Origin of the sequence: Paenibacillus tyrphae, from assembly GCF_024158745.1 — a bacterium.
In the GTDB taxonomy this organism is placed as follows: domain Bacteria; phylum Bacillota; class Bacilli; order Paenibacillales; family NBRC-103111; genus Paenibacillus_G; species Paenibacillus_G tyrfis_A.
The window spans coordinates 19,925-38,645 of sequence record NZ_JAMZAW010000042.1 but is presented as its reverse complement, the minus strand read 5'-3'; the positions used below and the strand labels follow the sequence as shown (position 1 = coordinate 38,645).

Annotated in this window: 17 protein-coding genes; 4 read left to right on the top strand and 13 right to left on the bottom strand. The window is 38.6% G+C overall.

The genetic code is table 11. The features are described from left to right. Positions 1–59: 59 nt before the first annotated feature. The 4 genes from NI000_RS35425 to NI000_RS35415 all read right to left on the bottom strand — a co-directional run bounded on the left by NI000_RS35425 (position 60) and on the right by NI000_RS35415 (position 2,389). Entirely contained in the window at positions 60–521 is a 462-nt protein-coding gene (locus tag NI000_RS35425) for a winged helix-turn-helix transcriptional regulator (protein WP_309247965.1), read from the bottom strand. A gap of 69 nt (positions 522–590) precedes the next feature. Further along, entirely contained in the window at positions 591–812 is a 222-nt protein-coding gene (locus tag NI000_RS35420; protein WP_253415980.1) for a Spo0E family sporulation regulatory protein-aspartic acid phosphatase, read from the bottom strand. Between the two features lie 138 nt (positions 813–950). After that, on the bottom strand, positions 951–1,079 hold the full coding sequence (locus NI000_RS36880) for a hypothetical protein (RefSeq protein ID WP_301292832.1): 129 nt from the start codon (positions 1,077–1,079) through the stop codon (positions 951–953). Positions 1,080–1,114: 35 nt separating this feature from the next. Next, the gene (locus NI000_RS35415; RefSeq protein WP_253415979.1) at positions 1,115–2,389 is read right to left on the bottom strand and encodes a helix-turn-helix domain-containing protein; all 1,275 of its coding nucleotides are present in this window, start codon (positions 2,387–2,389) and stop codon (positions 1,115–1,117) included. Between the two features lie 312 nt (positions 2,390–2,701). On the opposite strand from NI000_RS35415, the gene NI000_RS35410 reads away from it, so the two are divergent. From NI000_RS35410 to NI000_RS35395, 4 genes are all read left to right on the top strand, one after another. Further along, entirely contained in the window at positions 2,702–3,601 is a 900-nt protein-coding gene (locus NI000_RS35410) for an HNH endonuclease signature motif containing protein (RefSeq protein WP_253415978.1), read from the top strand. A 102-nt stretch (positions 3,602–3,703) separates the two neighbouring features. Next, positions 3,704–4,225, top strand: coding sequence for an SMI1/KNR4 family protein (locus tag NI000_RS35405; protein ID WP_253415977.1), 522 nt, complete (start codon positions 3,704–3,706; stop codon positions 4,223–4,225). A gap of 154 nt (positions 4,226–4,379) precedes the next feature. After that, positions 4,380–5,075 (top strand): S-layer homology domain-containing protein, encoded by a 696-nt coding sequence (locus NI000_RS35400; protein WP_253415976.1) that lies wholly within the window; start codon positions 4,380–4,382, stop codon positions 5,073–5,075. A gap of 118 nt (positions 5,076–5,193) precedes the next feature. Beyond that, a complete protein-coding gene (locus NI000_RS35395) occupies positions 5,194–6,009 on the top strand; it encodes a sigma-E factor regulatory protein RseB domain-containing protein (protein WP_253415975.1) in 816 nt (271 codons plus the stop codon). A gap of 1,256 nt (positions 6,010–7,265) precedes the next feature. On the opposite strand, the gene NI000_RS35390 is transcribed toward NI000_RS35395, so the two are convergent. The 9 genes from NI000_RS35390 to NI000_RS35350 all read right to left on the bottom strand — a co-directional run bounded on the left by NI000_RS35390 (position 7,266) and on the right by NI000_RS35350 (position 18,672). After that, positions 7,266–8,648, bottom strand: coding sequence for a GmrSD restriction endonuclease domain-containing protein (locus NI000_RS35390; RefSeq protein WP_253415974.1), 1,383 nt, complete (start codon positions 8,646–8,648; stop codon positions 7,266–7,268). Positions 8,649–8,698: 50 nt separating this feature from the next. Beyond that, a complete protein-coding gene (locus tag NI000_RS35385) occupies positions 8,699–9,295 on the bottom strand; it encodes a DUF262 domain-containing protein (RefSeq protein ID WP_253415973.1) in 597 nt (198 codons plus the stop codon). Beyond that, on the bottom strand, positions 9,285–10,808 hold the full coding sequence (locus NI000_RS35380) for a DUF262 domain-containing protein (RefSeq protein WP_253415972.1): 1,524 nt from the start codon (positions 10,806–10,808) through the stop codon (positions 9,285–9,287). Before NI000_RS35380 ends, NI000_RS35385 begins: the two co-directional genes overlap by 11 nt. 32 nt (positions 10,809–10,840) lie before the next feature. After that, a complete protein-coding gene (locus NI000_RS35375) occupies positions 10,841–12,457 on the bottom strand; it encodes a type I restriction-modification system subunit M (RefSeq protein ID WP_253415971.1) in 1,617 nt (538 codons plus the stop codon). Between the two features lie 18 nt (positions 12,458–12,475). After that, complete coding sequence (locus tag NI000_RS35370) at positions 12,476–13,708, bottom strand: restriction endonuclease subunit S (protein WP_253415970.1); 1,233 nt, start codon at positions 13,706–13,708, stop codon at positions 12,476–12,478. A gap of 42 nt (positions 13,709–13,750) precedes the next feature. Further along, positions 13,751–16,807 carry a type I restriction endonuclease subunit R gene (locus NI000_RS35365; RefSeq protein ID WP_253415969.1) on the bottom strand — a complete coding sequence of 1,019 codons (3,057 nt, stop codon included), beginning with the start codon at positions 16,805–16,807 and terminating at the stop codon, positions 13,751–13,753. Between the two features lie 4 nt (positions 16,808–16,811). Continuing rightward, positions 16,812–17,399: a restriction endonuclease subunit S gene (locus tag NI000_RS35360; protein WP_253415968.1), complete on the bottom strand. Its 588-nt coding sequence runs from the start codon at positions 17,397–17,399 to the stop codon at positions 16,812–16,814. Positions 17,400–17,680: 281 nt separating this feature from the next. Next, a complete protein-coding gene (locus tag NI000_RS35355) occupies positions 17,681–17,911 on the bottom strand; it encodes a hypothetical protein (RefSeq protein WP_253415967.1) in 231 nt (76 codons plus the stop codon). Continuing rightward, positions 17,908–18,672, bottom strand: a complete 765-nt coding sequence (locus NI000_RS35350; protein WP_253415966.1) for an ATP-binding protein — start codon at positions 18,670–18,672, stop codon at positions 17,908–17,910. The genes NI000_RS35355 and NI000_RS35350 overlap by 4 nt, the downstream gene beginning before the upstream one ends. Between the last annotated feature and the right edge of the window lie 49 nt (positions 18,673–18,721).

The following is an 18,721-nucleotide window of genomic DNA, read 5'->3' as shown; positions in this document are numbered from 1 at the left end:
CAAAATGGCCATGTGTTTTTTCATTCGGAGAATAAAAAATTATCTAAGTGTTAGCACACTTATGAATCTATCTGCTTCCTAAGCAACTGACTGATCCATCCTTGTGAAATTCCCAACATCTTGGCTAACTCCTTTTGCGAAGCTTTCGGGTTTTCCTTCATTGCTTGATGCAGACGATCCATTGTTTCTTTTCTTCTTGCCGTCATTTTTTTCTTTTTGGAAAGAGCTTTTTGTGCCGCATCTGCCCGTTCTCGTTCCACTCGTTCCAGGAAAACTTGAAGCGGCGGAAGGCTCTGAATGCATGGCATACAAATATAAAACCTTTTGAAATATATGATTTGCTGTTTGCCTGAACAAAACAAACATTCTTTGGCGCGATATTTATAAACCATAATCGCCTTTCTCTCGTCATCACAGAAATACTCCGTCCTGACATTGGGTTCTAGATTCAAAACACGCCTAACCTCCGTGGGGATCACAATTCTCCCAAAATCGTCTACCACTCTAACAATCCCGATCATTCTACCCTCTTGCATCAACACACCTCAAAATGAACAGTATTGAATTGAACTGATATTTAAAAAATGGCTTTAGCTTATACACCTCATCTTCCTAGTTTGGACAATTAAAATGTATGCATCTAATTGTTGGCTCAATTGGACTACATATTCGCTCGTTAAGCTTTCGCCTTGCTGTACTGCTTCTTCCATTTGGCTCAGGATGTTTTCCATTACGTTCTGCAATGCTTCGTCACTGAAATGACTAATATCGTATTGGGCATAATCCTCCTTTCTGGATGCCAATACATCCATGGAAAAATTCTCCTTTCAGATTAGGCTGTAATAGCAATAGCGTATCAGCTATTCCTTTTATTCATGATTTGTTTACATTTGTGGAATAAAAAAACAGGCACCAATTTGCACCTGTTTGCATAACACATTTATTTCGTTTTACAAACCGGGTTCAACATCACTATATTGGATAATGTGACCCGGATTTTTAGTTACATCTGGTGGGAAATTGCTCAATGTTACAACAAAAGCTAAAGACAATATTGCCATTAGCACTTTCTTTTTCATGGTATTCGCCTCCGAATAAGATTAATTCAAAGACCCTATTTGCGACTATATACCTCCTTCATGAGAAGGAGATGTTTTAATTTTATTGTATTTCTACTTTTTATGCAATAATTAACAATTTTGTTCATACATTCTTCCCTTTCCTTGAATGCGCTGACTTTCCCATATGAATCCATACTTTTCATGATGCTTTGAATTCCCTCGTCAATGAATCCAAGGCTAAACTTATATTCCCCTTTATGCAAGTAGTATTTCCCAACTGCTTTGCATATTTGAGGGCCATTCATATCTTCTGGCAAGAAGTCCTTTTCTCTTTCTAAAAGTTCCCCACAAGCGTTCAAATCGCCCATCTCAAAGTAAATTTCAAAAAGTTCGTCCGCTATATGTATCTTGTAGCTCTTACTAAGTTCATCCAAGTATTTTTGAAGTAATGGTAAGGCTACTTCATATTCTTTTTTTCTCGCTTTTGTTATAGCCCGTGTAATTTTTGCTGATTCTGAAACAAAATCATAATTAAATTGTTCAAATATATCTAAATTTTTTTCCACTTCATCATAGTTTTTTAATTGCGAATATGAGTTGATCATCGCAAGGTATGCTCTTGCTTTTAATTCGGTATCTTTCTTTTCCATAAGAATTCCGGTCTGACATAAGTGGATACAGTCCTCGTATTTTTTTACTGCATAAGCCAGCAATCCCATTCTCAAATATAAAGTGATTTGTTCCTCAAAAGATAAAAAGTTGGTGTAATGTAAAATTTCCTGACCATCTTGATATGATTGTTCCAATCGCATTAAATCGAGTCGCTCTATTAAGTGCTTTTGTAACAATCCTTTAGCTAAATATTTCATAACTCCATGCTCTCTGGAATATTTAATAATCGCCTTATAAAGTATCACTTTCAAAGCAGAATCGCTTATCTTGCCAGTAAAATCATATAAACGCTGTAAGTTATCCTCCGTCTCACCTTGAGGGGATTGCAGTATCTTCAAAGCAACCATTGGCACTAAAGAAGAGTGATCCTCTATACTAACTATTTCACTAAGTATCTCAAACAAAACATCTATTCGTTCCTCGTCTTGAATGTAGTACCCCATAATTTCTTTATAATGAGTGGGAAATACTGTGGCGATGGCTTTTACAGTTCTAAACCCAGGATGTTTCGTTTCCCCACGATCAATTCGATACAGTACACTTCTGCTGACACCTGTTAGTTCTTCAAGCTCTGAATATGTCAAGTTTTTCTCTTTTCTAAGTTGGAAGATGATATCTGAGATGGTTTTATTCTGGAACTTAGCATAAATATCCATCGTAATACAAACCTTCCTTTTTATTCAATATTATACGATGGTTAATTATAACAAAGTATGTTTCATCTTACAATTAACTGTTTATCATGATATCCCCTAATATATAACGATTCGATAAATTTCTACAAAGTATAAGTGGTTTTTGGCAATCACTGTAATTACTTGCGAGTTTTGAAGTAATAAACGAAAAAAAATGGACGTAAATTCCTATCCCAAATTTTGTTATTTTATGATATTTTTGTTGTGAACAGTCCGGTCGGCCGACGAGATGTTCATTTCGAACTTGCCATTCAAAATCAAGGGAGGTAAAAAATGAAAACTTTCAAGAAAGTCATGCTGTATTCCTTTTTGTTCAGTTTACTTGTTTCTGGTTTTGTAACCCCAGATGCTTTAGCACAAACTCCTGATTCATCAGTCAACATAAAGACAGTTCACGATGTTGCAATGGAGGTTAAAAGCGATCCGTCACTTTTCAACCCAAACAATCCAAATGAAGTTAAAGCACAACTCGAAAGAGCATACTTTGACGACACCGCGAGCGACTCTGGCAACATTAATAAAATGGACCAAGGCGGTGTTGTTTTTAGCAATATCCTGATTCCGATAGATGGAACGGGTACGGTGCGTCTAGCTTCAAAGATAGTAAGTTTTATAGGTGATAAGCCACACAGAATCGATTTTGACTTGAATTTATATCGCGGCGTCACTCGGGGATCAGGAACGTATGTAAAAACTTGCACTAGCTCCTTATCTGGAATCTTAGGAGTACAAGTTGGCAAGGAAATTACGTGCGATCTCAACATTGACTCTACTGGATATTATTTCCTGGAGGCAAAACATACAATAAAGAACATCTTCGGAATGACTCTAGGAACTTCTACTAGTCAAACAAGTCAATACCTTTTAAATACAAAAGCAACGCTCTACCCCTTTGTATCCGACCCATATTCTGGTAAGGCGATGACTGAACCAAGAGCTGATTGGGCCTACACTGGTTCGATTCCTTGGACTTCAACTGATAGAGGAAACTTTATTGCGGAATACAGCAGACGACATCCTAATAATGGGTGGAATTGGAGTGGTGAATTTACAGAAATACACCATATCAGACCTCGGCAGTATGGCGGAACTAATGACTATGATAACCTCATACCACTTGAAAAGTGGTTTCATCAAGGCCCAGTGGAGGGTTGGTGGCGATACTATAAATAATAGAATATTAAGCAGTTGAAGAGAGTGTTTAATGGATTTACAATAAAAGGGACAACTTCTAAATGTTGTCCCTTTAAAACTAGGTAGGAGTTGAGCACTAAGATGAACAATAGCATTAAAGCGTTAAAGAAAATTTTAAGTATCAACGAACAAATATTGCTCCCAAGTCCGGATGGAGAAATTGTTCCACATGTATGCAGTTTTAAACCGCCTGCAACAGCCGAAGAAATCAATCTATTGGAAACAACAACAGGTTTCAAACTGCCTGACGACTATCGAAACTTCCTTGAAACCTGTAATGGATGTAGTTTGTTTGACCACCATCTGTATGGTGGTGAAGCTCAACTTCACGGTATCCAAGAAATTATTAAGCGATACCATAATGTTGATATAAAAAATGTAATCCAAGTTGCTTGGATCTATCAGGACATAATCGTAATTGACATTGACAAAGTAAAATCTGGCGAAAAAGAGTACATGTTCGTAAAACAAAGCACAATATTTTATCAACCCGGAAGAAACTTATTTTGTAACTTTGAAACTTGGTTAGAAAGATTCATCTCAACGAATGGGGCCAAATACTGGGACTGGAAAACGGAACCAAATAGGATGGATTATTCTTAATGATAGGTAGTTCATTTTTTTAAGGTGGCTTTTTTTGATCGCTAAGGGCAATTTTGGAGTTTTCTGTTAGTATTATGAATGGTGTAGATAAGTATCGGGGTTCTGCTGGTGTAGCGAAAACATTTAGCAGGTATCATTTAAAAAAATCCCCTTGTTGTTGATTGTTAAATTTAACACTTCAAGGAGGATCTATATCAGGATTCAGCGGAAAGCTTTTTTATCAATACTGTCCATAATCATGCTTTTTTGTAGCTTTTACAGTGTGTATGCGGAAGAAATTAAATTTCAGGACGTTAGCGCAGATCATTGGGCTATAGATACCATACCGTGGGCCGTTAAGGAAAAAATAGTGGATGGATACCCTGATCATACTTTCAAACCAGAGAATGGTGTTGGACAAAAGGAATTCATAGCAATGTTAATAAGGGCATTTAATCCAGAGGACTATAATGATAAAAAGGCTGAGAATGAAGAATGGTACTCCCCTTATATCGACTATGCCTTTAGTTACGGATGGTATGTCATTATTCCATTCCCTACATCTGGGTCTTTGAACGCGTCTTTAAATTCAGATCTTCACTTATCTAGGGGTCAAGCAGCTAAGATTATTGCAGACGCAACAGGCAAAAACTATAACCACCCGGATTCTATTCGCTATCTTCTGGACAACAATATTGTAGAAGGAAAGGTTGACAACTCTTATTCAGGGTTCAAAGATAGTGATCCTCTTACAAGGGCCGAAGCGTTGACAATGGTTAAACATTACGTTCTAAGCTTGATAAATTACAAAAGTCCCCTCGCGAACCAGAAAAATATGAACCAAAGCCCGAAAAATGACTTGTTTTTTTGATTTACTGGATTTTCCTTTCAGGGCTCCTTCGCCAGTTATTAATTGAAAGGAACTGAAATCACATTTTTCGGTTTAAATAAATTGTGGAAACCTTCATACATGGGGGACTGGTTTTCTTATGAAAAAGTTCCGTTCAATAGCGCTTGTTATAGCTAGTATTTCTATTGCTTCGGGTGCCGCGTTTTATTTCACTTCAAAAACTAATGGTAATGACACTACAAGACATACTCAGGAACAAATAACCATTATTAAACTTGCAACAGTGATTAAAGAAAAAATGCTGAATGCCATCGATAATTATCAAACCGTTCAAGGGACATACCAAAACGTAACCAAAAACAGGAACATTACCGTTGATTTCGAAGTAGAACAAGGCTCTAACCCATACAGTCGTATTTTGGTCAAAGACAAGGCAGGTGTCAAAAAAGAATCTATTTCGGATAAGAATACCCTTATTGAGTTCGATATGAAACACAAAACCTACACAAAAGACGACAAGTCCAAAATCACTGATGAAAAAGTGGCAGTACGTGAATTTAAGGACAGCAAGAATGAAAAGCATATGGTACATCGAAGCGATCCGGCTACGGCACAAGACGCTCAACTTGTTACCTTTCCCCAACAAATTGCGTTTTGGCTTAAAGATGATGAAAAAAACTATAGCATTGTCGGAAATGAAACTTTACTGAATCGAAATGCGACAGTCATTGAAGGTAAATTGACGTCAACGCTATCCGAGAAGTTTGGAAGCAAATTCAAACTCTGGGTAGATACTGAAACAGGGGTCCTGCTTAAATTACTGACGTTTGATGCGCAACAAAATGAAACAAGTCGACTTGAAGTTCAAAATATTCAATTTAATAAAAGCTTAACACATAAATACCGGACGGATGATACAAAAGGATTTACCAACATTAAAGAAAGCGCGAAGTAAAATTGAAATAGAGCGCACGACTAATTTAAGGTTGTGCGCTTTTTTGTGTGCAAATATGGTATGACTACTAGATTCGCATTACAAAAGCTAGACATTTAGCTCGAACTTGTCTTCAAAAAACATAAGTTTTTTCCGATGCCCTAAGAAAAGTGAAAAATGCTTCTACGTATTCTTTTAATAGGCTCGATTGGGTTATTTTTTGGTTTAAATTTCTTACTAATCATGGCTTTATCTAAAATCCCCTTGTCGGGAACCCAAATTATAACACATAGTGCTGGATTTCTTTTTTCAATTGCTATAGTTATTTTTAGTCCATTTAATTTAGTTACTGGTTTTATCTTTGAAGTAATTAAAGAAAGTGTATTTAAAGGACGAGAGAGGTTTACAAATATATATCAATAGGGGTAAACAACGTATCTCTTAGCTTATTTATTCATCTATATTCTGGATTATGATTTAACAGGTATTGTGATTTCGCATTTTGGAATCGCAGCTCTGACCCTCTGTTATACGGTGATTTTTGAACTATACTAATATTATGAGTCTTTTATAAATAGATGGAGTAAGAAAAATCAAAATGAGTAAGCAATATTCAACAGAAGAAAAAATGTGCTTTATGGTAGTGTTACACAGAATATACACTTAGTATGGATGTATCGACGTCACTCTAAATTTGATAAAAAAGTGTGCGCGCAAATAAAGACAATTTATCCATGAGTTAAAACAAACATTCTAGATTATGGATTTCATTAAATGACCTAGAACATTTGCCAAAAATACCAATACATGCACCGTATGCGGGAACATGTGGGGGTTGGATGGATTGTGTGTTAGTTGGTTAAAACCCTTGATCTATAAGGGTTTTAACCATAGAGTATTGTTCGTTTTGTTTGCGTTTGATTGCTTGTTGACGACGTTCGTCAACAAGCCGTCAACAAAATACGATATGTAAATAATATCAAGGGCTACGCAAACGGAAACAAAAGTCTAAAACAAATCTGTACTACTCTCCAAACCCGCTCCACTACTGCCCTATCAGCACACTGTACCATCCCACACCAACAAAGCCACAGCCTCCACATGGAACGATAGGATCATGTTGATGTCTGGAGTGTAATTTTACGTTTTTCCGACGTGGACAATACGATCGCGCCGTTTCATGTATTCTATACGTCAGCGGCAATATGTCCAGTCAAACGGATAATCCTCATAGGCATCAGGAAATGTGAGGAAGAAGTCGATAAGGTCTTGTCGGGTCATATCGCTATCGACTTATTCTCTTCGCCAAGCATCAATTCTAACATTCTTTCTTGGTGTGCTTCTATGTCTTCAAATTCCCATTCCTGACCAGCAACTCTGACTTTTTGGTTGTCTTTGCATTTCTGCATCATGATCATAAACTTAATCGATGCGACACTGACCAGCTTAATCTTTCCAGAAGCATCTAAATAGTGATCGAGTTTGGTTTTTGGGCTCCAGTTCGAACCGGAACTGTTCGTCTCGCTGCCTATCATGGCATAATTACCTAAGCAGTTTATTTGATCTTCATTAGGTGCACCGCTTTCACCGTTTGCATTGGCTTGTGGATAGTAATGCTCTAAACTTCTGCGCGTTCTCGAAAAATAAAACTGCTCAAAAGCTTTCAGCCCAAAATCAGCACATCCGAGTACAGTGAAAAATTCAGTCCGTTCTTTACTACCTTCTTTTGTTTTCTTGCCGCGGAACTCATTAGCATACTTCTCCCACAGTTTATAGTCAAGATAGTTGAAAACGAACAAAGGAATTCCCTTTGACATTATCGTGCCGTCTCCATAGATAGCGGCAAAATCAACACTGTCATTGTGAGGCGTAATATCAAGTTCGTTTTTGCAAAGAATGGTGCTGTCAAAACTGCCGGGTTTCGGCGTATTGATTTCGTTAAGGTTATCCGCCACCAAATATACATCTTTGATGTATTTATCCGCCAGTCCCAATAAGAATTCGTAATACTTTCCAATATCCCAGTCCTCAGAATGGAAAAGGTAAAACAAGCAGTAGAAGAGGTAATTCTTCCTTTGCCTCGCCGTAAATGATACTTCGAACATAGAAAGCAGTTGCACCAATTTATGCTGGATATCGCTTTCGCCATCAAGATTTTTCAGATATCCTTTTTTTCCCTCTTTTTGCCAATATTGCAGCTTCCAAGGATTGTTCTCAATAGTGTCATCTTCATTTGAATGATGCACGATATAGTTGTCCAACAGATATTTTGCCATCAGCAAGTTGAAACCGAACCTCTTGACAAACCCTGTATCAACTTTTACCTTATCAAATTCATGAATCAATTCTTTGTCATCGAGATTAAAACTTACAGGATCAAATTCACTTTCTTCCATGCGTGTGAGCTTCAACACAATAAGCAAGAAGTTTGAATAATCCATAATCGGCTGAAACGTATCGATTTTATCCTCCTCTTCCTGCCAGTTGTCCAAGCCTTTATAATTGATAAGTTCGCTAATTTTCAGCGTATTGGTTTTGTCCTCTACGCCCGGCAAAGCATCAAAATCCATAACATAACCAAAATCGCCAAGAGACTTCCCGAAAATTTGTTCCGCGCTTTTCCTGTCGCTGCTGTACTTTTGCTGAATATAAACATTCATCTCACTGCAATATTCCCAAAGGCGGTTGAATTTCGCTTTGTCAGTGTTATTTAATTTTTGGAGAAGCGCGCCTTAATAATCTCGTGTTTTTCAAGTTGCTCCCCTCTGGAATTCATAATCTCAAAGTAGTGGTTTAGGTCTATATCCTTCGGTACTTGGTAGTGAATCAGATGAACACTATTTTGGAAATAGGTCTTAAATCCATCTTGGCAGGCTTTCGGAACTACCTCATCAATAGCGTCCTCGGCGTATTTATACCCATTTACGATTCCATAGTCTTTTTCGTCAATCTGAAAATCGGGAAGGTTTTGGATGGTGTCGTTCGATTTTTTGCGGGCCCGGTAAGTCAGTTTATTTTGAAGAGGAATACCCAAGGCGCCAAGCACAAGGTTAATCGTGGTTAACCTCTGCTGGCCATCAATCACTTCATAGACTTGGTCGCCCTTATGAAACGATACCAATGTCCCGATGAAATATGTTTGCTTTTTAGCGGTAAACGCATCATAAACGTCCTGAATCAGTGCGGAAATTTCGTCCTTTTCCCACGCATAGTTCCTTTGGTATATCGGTACTTCATAGGTTGCTATGTCTCCATTGTAAATTTCGGAAATTGACATTTCTTTGAGCGGCAGGGTTTTAGTTTTCATCTTCTCCCTCCAAAAACTTATTTTCTTTGAAATAGTGAAGGTAATTTTGATAAATTCCATCTGCATCTATCTCATCAATATTGTCTTTTTTGTTAACTCTATTTTCAGCTATGCTGTCAATCGGCAACGGATTAACCCTGTCGGAAAGTGTGCTTAATAGCGAAATCGGTGAATCCGACTCGGTGATGATTTTGTATATATTGAAAGAGTTAATGATATCGTTCCCCATGATGAAGTTTTGTGCCGCCAGCCAACCGACATTATAATACTGCGCTCTGAGCGAATAAGCCCAGACGAAAGCAAACACCACAAACTGGCTTACCATTTCCAAGTCTGCTTTTGTAGGTCGTTCGGGACAGAACCTGTCAACATAGAGCAAGATGGCAGTATCGAATAGCAAACGTGTGATTCGGTTACCGATTCCGTTCTTGTATATCCGCAAATTGAGTGTTTTCACGATATAGTTGTCCTTAATGTAATATCCCTCGTATTTGTCGTTGTTCTGAATATCTTTAAGGATTTCAAAGTAGTGCTTTGCATAATCAAAGAAGGGCTTACCTGCCACAATAGGCGTGTCTAACTGAAACGGCTTAAGATTCCGTATACCTGAAACAAAAGGTATTGCGGTATGATTGACCGTATCGGCATAAGCAACTGCCCCTTTGTAGAATTGAGCGTAAGGGAAATTGTCTTGCCGGGTGATGCCCTTGAATTTATGTATATTATGCTCGGTGAGTTCCCGAGCTTTATTGCCTCTTGTCCATTCTTTAACGCGATAAAGATAATCACTGAATAGCGCCGACAATTTTTTTTGGTCTAAATCCTCCCAAGCCTTTACAACCTTCTCTGTTTCTGTAGGATCCAAATCGTTCATCTCACGAAGATGATACGCTTTAAGTAAATCATGGGGATATAGCTTTTTGCCGCGCGCATTTTGCGAGTCAAAGAACTGGAAGGCCTCGGACAAATCTTCTGTGATTACAACGATGAGTTCACAGTTGTTCTCAATGTAATCAAGCAATTCACTTCTGTCCCTGTCGTCGATGATGTTATTTACACGCCTATCCAGTATACGGTAGTTGTTTGGGATGTTACGAATGTTAAATGGATTATTAGCGAGTGGCTGTTCTAAAAACTTTATCGTTTCAGCCCCAAGTGCCTTCAGTAACAACGAAAAAGTAATGGTTCGCTGTTGCCCGTCAACAATGTTATACACTTCTCCCTCTTGGTGGAGTATGAGTGTTCCTACCCGGTAGATTTCCTTATTTTCGTTTTTGGCATCAACGATATCGTCTAACAGCTGAATTGCATTTTTTCCTGTCCATTTATAGGGTCGCTGATAATCAGGTATCACCAAACCTATGTCAGTAATGGCATTTCCGTTTTTATCCTGCGTGATTTTAGCGCGCAACAACAAATCACCGATACTAGTTATTGCGAGTTTTAAGCAATTATTCATACTATTCAACATCCCCCGACTACACTGTTCCCACGCGCTCGTGAAAAGAGCCAAGGTTAATTCTCCTTAGCTCTTTTCTAATACTATTATTTACCTAAAAGACTAATAAATTTGCTCAGTTCTTCTTTGGATTCATCAGTTGTCCCATTCAACTCATTCAATAACCTAAACAAGTTATCGTATGAATTCGCAATTTCTGCTCTAACTTCTACCAACTCTTGAGCCACTTGTGAAAGTGAAATACCTTCTACTTCTTCAAACTTATCGACATAACGTGGAATGTTCAGATTGTAATTATTTTCTTTGATTTCATCTAAAGATGCCACATGAGCATATTTATCAACATTTTTACGGTTACAGTAAGTTTCGATAATTTTGTTAATGTTCTCAGCAGAGAGTTTGTTTTGGTTCTTGCCTTTTTCAAACTCATTTGAAGCATCAATAAACAAAATATCTTTACTCTTGCGAGCTTCACGACCTTTGAACACCAGCACACATGTTGGGATGCTTGTTCCATAGAACAAGTTAGCTGGTAATCCAATAACAGCATCTAACAGATTGTTGTCGATAATATTTTTACGAATTTTACCTTCGGACGCACCGCGGAAGAGTACCCCATGCGGTAACACAATAGCCATTGTTCCAGCTTTATCTAAATGGTACAGCCCATGAAGAACAAAGGCATAATCTGCCTTAGATGCAGGTGCTACACCATAACCCTTGAAACGTGTATCTTTTTCTCGATCAACGTCTTTTGTATCCCAACTCTGAGAATATGGGGGGTTAGCCACAACTGCGTCGAACTTCAAAGGAATTTGTGTGCCATCTTTTTCAGCAAATGGCCAGTCAGCATCAAGTGTGTCTGCGCGTTTCAACTCCATATTGCGATAGTTAACCCCATGCATCATCAAGTTCATGCGAGCCAAGTTATAAGTCGTTGTATTCAACTCTTGGCCGTAAAACTCAACGCTCCCTTCTTCATCACCATTTGGCAATTCTTTTTGAACTGTTAAAAGAAGTGAACCCGATCCCATTGTAGGGTCATATACGCGAAACTGATCACCAGTACCAGCTGCATCAACCGTGACAATTTTTGCAAGGACTTGACTAACTTCATGAGGTGTATAGAATTCCCCCCCTTTTTTACCGGCATTGGCAGCAAACTGCCCAATCAAATACTCGTACACGTCACCCAAAATGTCACGTCCTGTATCGTCCTTGAAATTGAACTCGTTAATCATCAAAACGATATCATTCAAGGCCTTCGCACGCTCGTTTGTACTTGAGCCAAGGCGTGTATCCCCGAGGTTAACATCTGAGAATACGTTTGCAAAGTCAGCTTCTGCGACTGCGTTCCGTTTGGCGTTTGTATTAAATGACTCAAACATGTCTTGGAAGTCACTAGCTTTGATTTTGTGATTTTCAATTTTTGATACGATTTTTTCCCAAGTGTAGGCTGGGTCTATCGCATATCCGATACCTTTACTAATCTCCTCGAGGTAATCTTCCTTTTCAGTATGATCTGTCACTTCGTAAAACTCTTCCAGATCATTGTCTTTCAAGTATTCATCTTGATTTTCTGATAAGTAGCGATAGAACATAAATGGCAAAATATAATTCTTGTACTCACTTGCATCCATTGTCCCACGAAGTTTATTAGCCATTTCCCATAGCTTGGATGTAATATATGTTGCATTACTCATTTGTGTAATCTCCTTTTCTTATACAAACATTTGTTGAAGCAGTGATTCCTTCAAATTTTTAAGCGAATTTAACTCACTCTTATGAAGGGCGATCAGGTGATCGAGTTCCTGGAAAAACGATCCGATTTTTCGCTGCTCGTCAAATTTCGGTACCGATATTATAAAACTCGCGTACTCTTGCGCATTCACTCCGGGCTGTCCAGAACGCTGTGAAGTTATCGTGATGAAGCGGTTATACCTTTCAGTCAGTGTGTTTTGGAACAGAAATTCAGAATCGTATTCAGGTTTGATTCTTGCGCGAATCAGGAATCCCGCAAAGTACACAATACCGTCAAAAGCCTTGTAACGATAGGTTTTCCCTACGCTTGCACCTGTCCGTGCAAATAGAACATCACCCTCTTGCAGTCTATAATTATCAGCCGACGAAAGGTCAATATCAGGTGATGTTAGAGATACAGTTTTGAACTCATGTGTTTCATCATCGATGTCAGTAATGCGAAGATATTTGTTTTCGCCATCAAATTCTGTCGCCGAAGCATTAAGCCCATACTCGAAGGATTCTGCCAATTCACCAAGTTTCCACTGTTCCCAAGCATCAGTAAATCCTGCAAATCGAATTTCAGGGGCATTGGCTCCATCTTTCGGAAACATTTTTTGAAGTAGACTCTTTTTCGCATCCTTCAGCAGTTCCAACTTACGCTGATGTAGGGTGATAAGGTTGTCTAAGTTCTTGAAAAAGGTGCCCATTTGGGTTTGTTCCTCTATTTGAGTAGGAACGTCTATTTCTAGATTAACAAAATCTTTTTTATTAAGTACTCTGTTTCTTCCTGCCCCTCCTGGTGATATTAATTCCATTTTTATTCGAAAATTTTCTTGAGATACAAAGTAATGAATAAAGTTGATATCCGATTTATCAATAATAAACGTTGGAAAACGGTGTGAAACAAGTAATCCGTCATCTGCTTTGCTCGCAACAGCAATTGCATGCTCCCAGGCAAAAGTAATATTGACGATCAGGTCATTTTCTTTGACCACATATAATTTATCCATTGATACAGTTGTTGGATCTTCTACTTTTTGATGAAAAGTTCCTTTTGCATGAGAACGAACTGAAATACGTTCATAAGGTCTATCTGGTTTCGGCACTTCCCGAATTACAGGTGTTACCAATTCATCCAACTTGCGCTGTTCCCAAGCATCTGTAAATCCTGCAAATCTGATTTGAGGTGATTTTGTTATGTTATCGCTCATTCCTGATCTCCTTTTTGTAGTCTGCCTAATATTAACACTTGACTATTCTCCCTTCTTAATTTCGTCAGCCATTTCGTAAAATGCCTTACGGAATTCAATGCGATATCGCACCCAAGATAATTCTGCAATCTTTTTATCTGCAATTTCTTTATAATCAGCTCTTGCGTCATTCATGATTGCTGTTAACTCACCTTGTTTATCCATATCCTCTTGACCTAAACGGTGTCTCTTAATCAAGCTTTCAAGTTCCTTAGGTTTTGTGCTGTTATCAAGTCCCCAAGTACGGATGAAGTTCGTTACAAGTAGAATATTCGTATCCTTTTGTGCTCTATCCATCGCTTGGTTCATTTTTTCAACACTTCGAGGAGCTGGATAATGATCAAATACAAACTCTTTTGAGAAAATTTTAGATACAAAGTTCCGCATCTTAGATTTTTCTCTTTCATTATCTGACTTGGCAATTTCAATATGGATTTCATCACGTGTCTTTTCTGCTTTAGACATAAAGTTCGCATGAACTTCGTCAGCCATTCGAGCAATTAAATCAATCAAGTAGTCATAGTTGATGGTAACGTCGTGAATATGAATCATAGAGAGATTGACTTGCGAAATATCGATGTTTTCTCGCTTAGCACGTCGTTCTTTCAACTCACCGGCGATTACAGTTGTTAAAATGACTTCCTGCTCCTCAGTAATCCCTAAACGTTCATAGAACTCTTCAGGATGATCATAAGCAGAAATAGGATTTTTGTCATCATCTTCGGTATATTGTTTCAACTGACTAAGTAAACGATTATACTCTTTCAAATTCTCAAAGACTTCATCCTGAGCTTTTTCACTTGGTGGTAATTGTACAAAATCATCTGTAAGCGACCCAAGCTTCTTGATGACTTCTTGCATCTCAGCTTGAACCTTACTAAATGGTTTCGAAATAATACCAGACTCTTCATTACCTTCTTTCAAATCTTCAAGTGAAAGCTGTTCAGCAGCCGATTCACGATTTGAATAGATAGCAAAAGCCTTATTCATTTCATACTCGTTTTGCTCTGGCCAACGATAGTTAACAACATTCCCCCAAGGCTTATCGACAAGGTTATGCATTCGGTTTGTACGTGAGTATGCCTGAATCAGGTTCCCACCTTTAAGTGTTCGATCAATATAGAGCGTATTCATCTCAGGAGCATCAAAACCAGTCAAAAGTTGGTCAACAACGATAACCAAATCTAAATAGTTACCATCATCAGCTGTCTTGTTCAACCGTCGTGCTAAGTCTTCTGTGTAGGCTTTAACTGTCGTCATATCAAAAACTGTACCAAACATTGTGTTATAAGCTGTGATAGCCCTATGCAAGTTCTCGTTTGTTTTCAGTTGATGAGTACTATTAGATGTATCTGCCGAAAAGCTCACTGCAACTTTTAATCGTTGATCTACTGGACGATTCGCATTTTCTTCAGCAAATTTATCGAAGTATTCCATCGCTCTTGGTGTACTTGCTTTGTTACCTCCAACGTGGACTGTAAACAATGCATTATACTTGCGATCATTTGAACGTTTCTTCCAGTTATCGAAGATGTCGTTCACTACCAATTTCACATGTTCTGGACTATAGTCGTAGACACTTCCACGAACATTATCGTCGATATCATCTTCGGTCGGATCTTTAGGAGCTTCGATCGTTTCCTTGAATTCAACGTTAAACCCTAAGACGTTTTTATCTGCAATAGCTTCCTTGATGGTGTAAGCATGTAGAATATCACCAAAAATTTCTCGCGTTCCGGGGAATTTTGGTGTCCCAGTATAACCAACCCAAGCAGAATTAGGAATAGCTTTTCGGATCGTTTCAAGCATACCTTCATTTTCAGTACCGTCACCAGTTGAACGGTGGGCTTCATCAACGATAAAAAGAATACTTTCATTAAGTGGCTTGAAGCTATCTCGCGCCACATAACGCGACATCTTTTGAATACTTGTCACAATGATGTTCTTATCGCTCTTCTTCGTTAATTTGCCATGAAGGTCTGAGATATTAGCTGTATCTCCCACCACACCAGTTTTCCCTTCAAATCCCGCAACAGGATCATAGGCTTTATAGGCATCAGCTGTTTGGTTGGTAAGCGCAATACGGTCAACCAAGAAAACAACTTTATCTACATTAGATAGACGACTTGCAAGCCATGCTGTCTTAAAACTTGTGATTGTCTTACCTGAGCCAGTAGTATGCCAAATGTATCCTAACTTACCATCATCATATTTGAAGTCGAATTTCCTAACTTTCTCCAGCACACGCTTTGTGGCATAGACTTGATAAGGACGCATGACTTTGATACTTTCTTTGTTTTTAGTACCATCAAGTACCATATAGCGTGTGGCCAAATCATGAGCCATTGGAATTGATAACACTTTATCCGCAAACGTCTTCCACGAACGAATAGGGCGTGCATCATCTTCATTTTGCCAGTTAAAAGCAAAAGCTCGGTTAAAGCTTTGAAGTGGGGTATTTGCCATGTAACGAATATCAAAGGGTGTCATCGCGATTAGAATCTGTAAAGTTGAAAAGATACCGCTGTATTGTTTTTCAGCAATGTACTGTTCCATCTGGTTCAAGGATTCTGTAGTGCTGTGAAGCGCCTTCTTTAATTCGATTTGAATAATTGGCAAACCATTAATGAGCAACGTTACATCAAATCGACGGTTAGGCTTTCCATCTATAACTTTTGGCCGTTTAATTTGACTTACCACTTGATAAACAGTGTTCCCGCCACCTACTTGGGCTTGATCAAATACTGTTAAAAACACATGCTTACCATTATCAAGGTCAACTTCAATTTCAGAAACACCGTTAACACCATACAAAAATTGTCCAGCATGGTAAGGTGATTCAATACCAGTGATGATTTTCTTTACCTGGTTAAATTCAGTGACAGACAATGGTTCATCTAAACGGGCACGATTGTTTTGTTCTAGGATCAATTTAAAGTTATCCCAGAGTTGTTCGGTTGTTTTGATGTCTCTTTTGTATTCCCATTGTTTTACTCCACCGATTTTAGTCAAATAATCGATGACTTCATTTTCGAACGCCAACTCCGATTGACTTTTCATTTGATTATTTCCCCTCTAAGGTTTCTTCTATGATTGAGCTCGTAAACTGCCAAATCAAGTCTGCGTATTTGTTTAGCTTACTTTGTAGCTTCAATGTTTCTACGTAAATGGCACCTATTTTGTGCTGCTCCTCAAGAGGAACAACGGGAATAATAATCTCCTCTAGAGAACGAAGTGGAATTCTTAGAACAGGGCCACTCCCCTGCAACTCCCTTTCTTTTTGTCGCCTGACATCTTTATAAGCATTAAATAAGAAGAGAAAATATCTCTTATCAAGTTGTTCTTTATCAAACTCTATTTTTATGAAGTTGAGAGACAACACTTTACCAACATTATTTTTACCGACCATCGTTGCAAGTTGTAATGAGTTACTGATAACAACATCACCTTCATTTAACGATGGGTTATTTTGAGATAAAGATTTTTCCGCATCCTTAACAAATACGTCCTTATGATTATAATCAGCTTCAAAAGACGACTGGTCATAATAATTTATTGCTTGGATTCCAAACTGTTTTTGCGCCCTTGTTGGATTTATACCTGGAACGAATGTTACGAACTCCTTTAATCCTCTTTTCTCCAAATAAATCACCTCCGAACTTCGGATATCATTTTTCGAAATATTTCTATATTACACATTAAATCACTTTGTATTTATTTTGTCAAACGATAATATGAAATATTTTAATATTTCAATATCGAGAATGAGAAAAGTCTAAAGCAACTATTCTGAAACCAAGGTTTGAGAGACAGTATGTCCTGTACTTATGAACTTGGTGATGTAATTACTGCCGAATCAGAAATCATCTCTGAACATAAGAAAAAGCAGTACAGAACTCAGAATGCGAACTCTGTACTGCTTCATTAACTTTTTTACCTGCAGTTACTACACTCGATTAGGGATAATTTTTCCTTGTAGCTGATATCGTAAATATCTAATGCTTCCTCTTTCGAGCGGAATGGTTTCCAGCTTCCTGTTCCTTGCTGTTTCTTCCAACCAAGTTCGGTTCTTTGCTTTATTTCCGTGACATGCGGACATTCACCATGATCTAGGTGAACAGTGTACGTTTTCAGTGGGATGTCGATATTTGCCCAGGCTTTCATTTATTCACCTTCTTTGATGTTACGCTTCCTTCAATTAACTCGATGACATGCCTAGCAAACTCATCAGATAGTTGTATTCTGTCCCATCCGTACTGTAATGCGCCGAGAGTTTTTCCTCCCACATTAGTTACCGGATGAACATGGTCGTAAGATGCTACGATACTGGATGTTGTAATGTCGAATGTGACCCAAGATTCACTGTATTCCGGACATAAGTTCTTTGCTTCTAACTCCCAAGACCATCTGCTTGTGCTATCCCAAATGTAAGGATCGCTGACCACTTCAAAATAACCTAAGAGCTTCGTTGTGCCAACCCCATAACAAATTAAGATATCTCCTATTCGGACAGGATTAGGTCTTCGAGCAAAATGCATTTTTTCTATACCGCTGTAGGGCCATCGGGCTAGGGCATCCATTTTGAAGTTTAGAAGGAAGCGTACCTCTTCAAGCATTTCCCGATCGAGCAGATGCGCTTCGTCTTCGACAACAACCGGCCGCAGACGATGAACCCCGTGCATAAACTCAATCTCTCGGTGCAGTTGACGCTTGGCATCGCTGCGATAGAACTTCGACTCGCAGCCGAACTGCTCGAGCATGCCTTTGTAAAAGTGGCGGGGCATCAGCTTGGAGTCCGACAAATACAGGATCTTGTATTTCTCCGGGCTTAGCGCCGATGTAAACCTACGACTAGTCGTCGTTTTTCCGGTTCCGCAGTCACCCATGATGATGGCAAACAGTTGACGTTCCGCGGGGTATTCCAAGCCTGCCTAGCGTCTCTTCCATCATGACAGACTGGTACAGTTCCTCGGT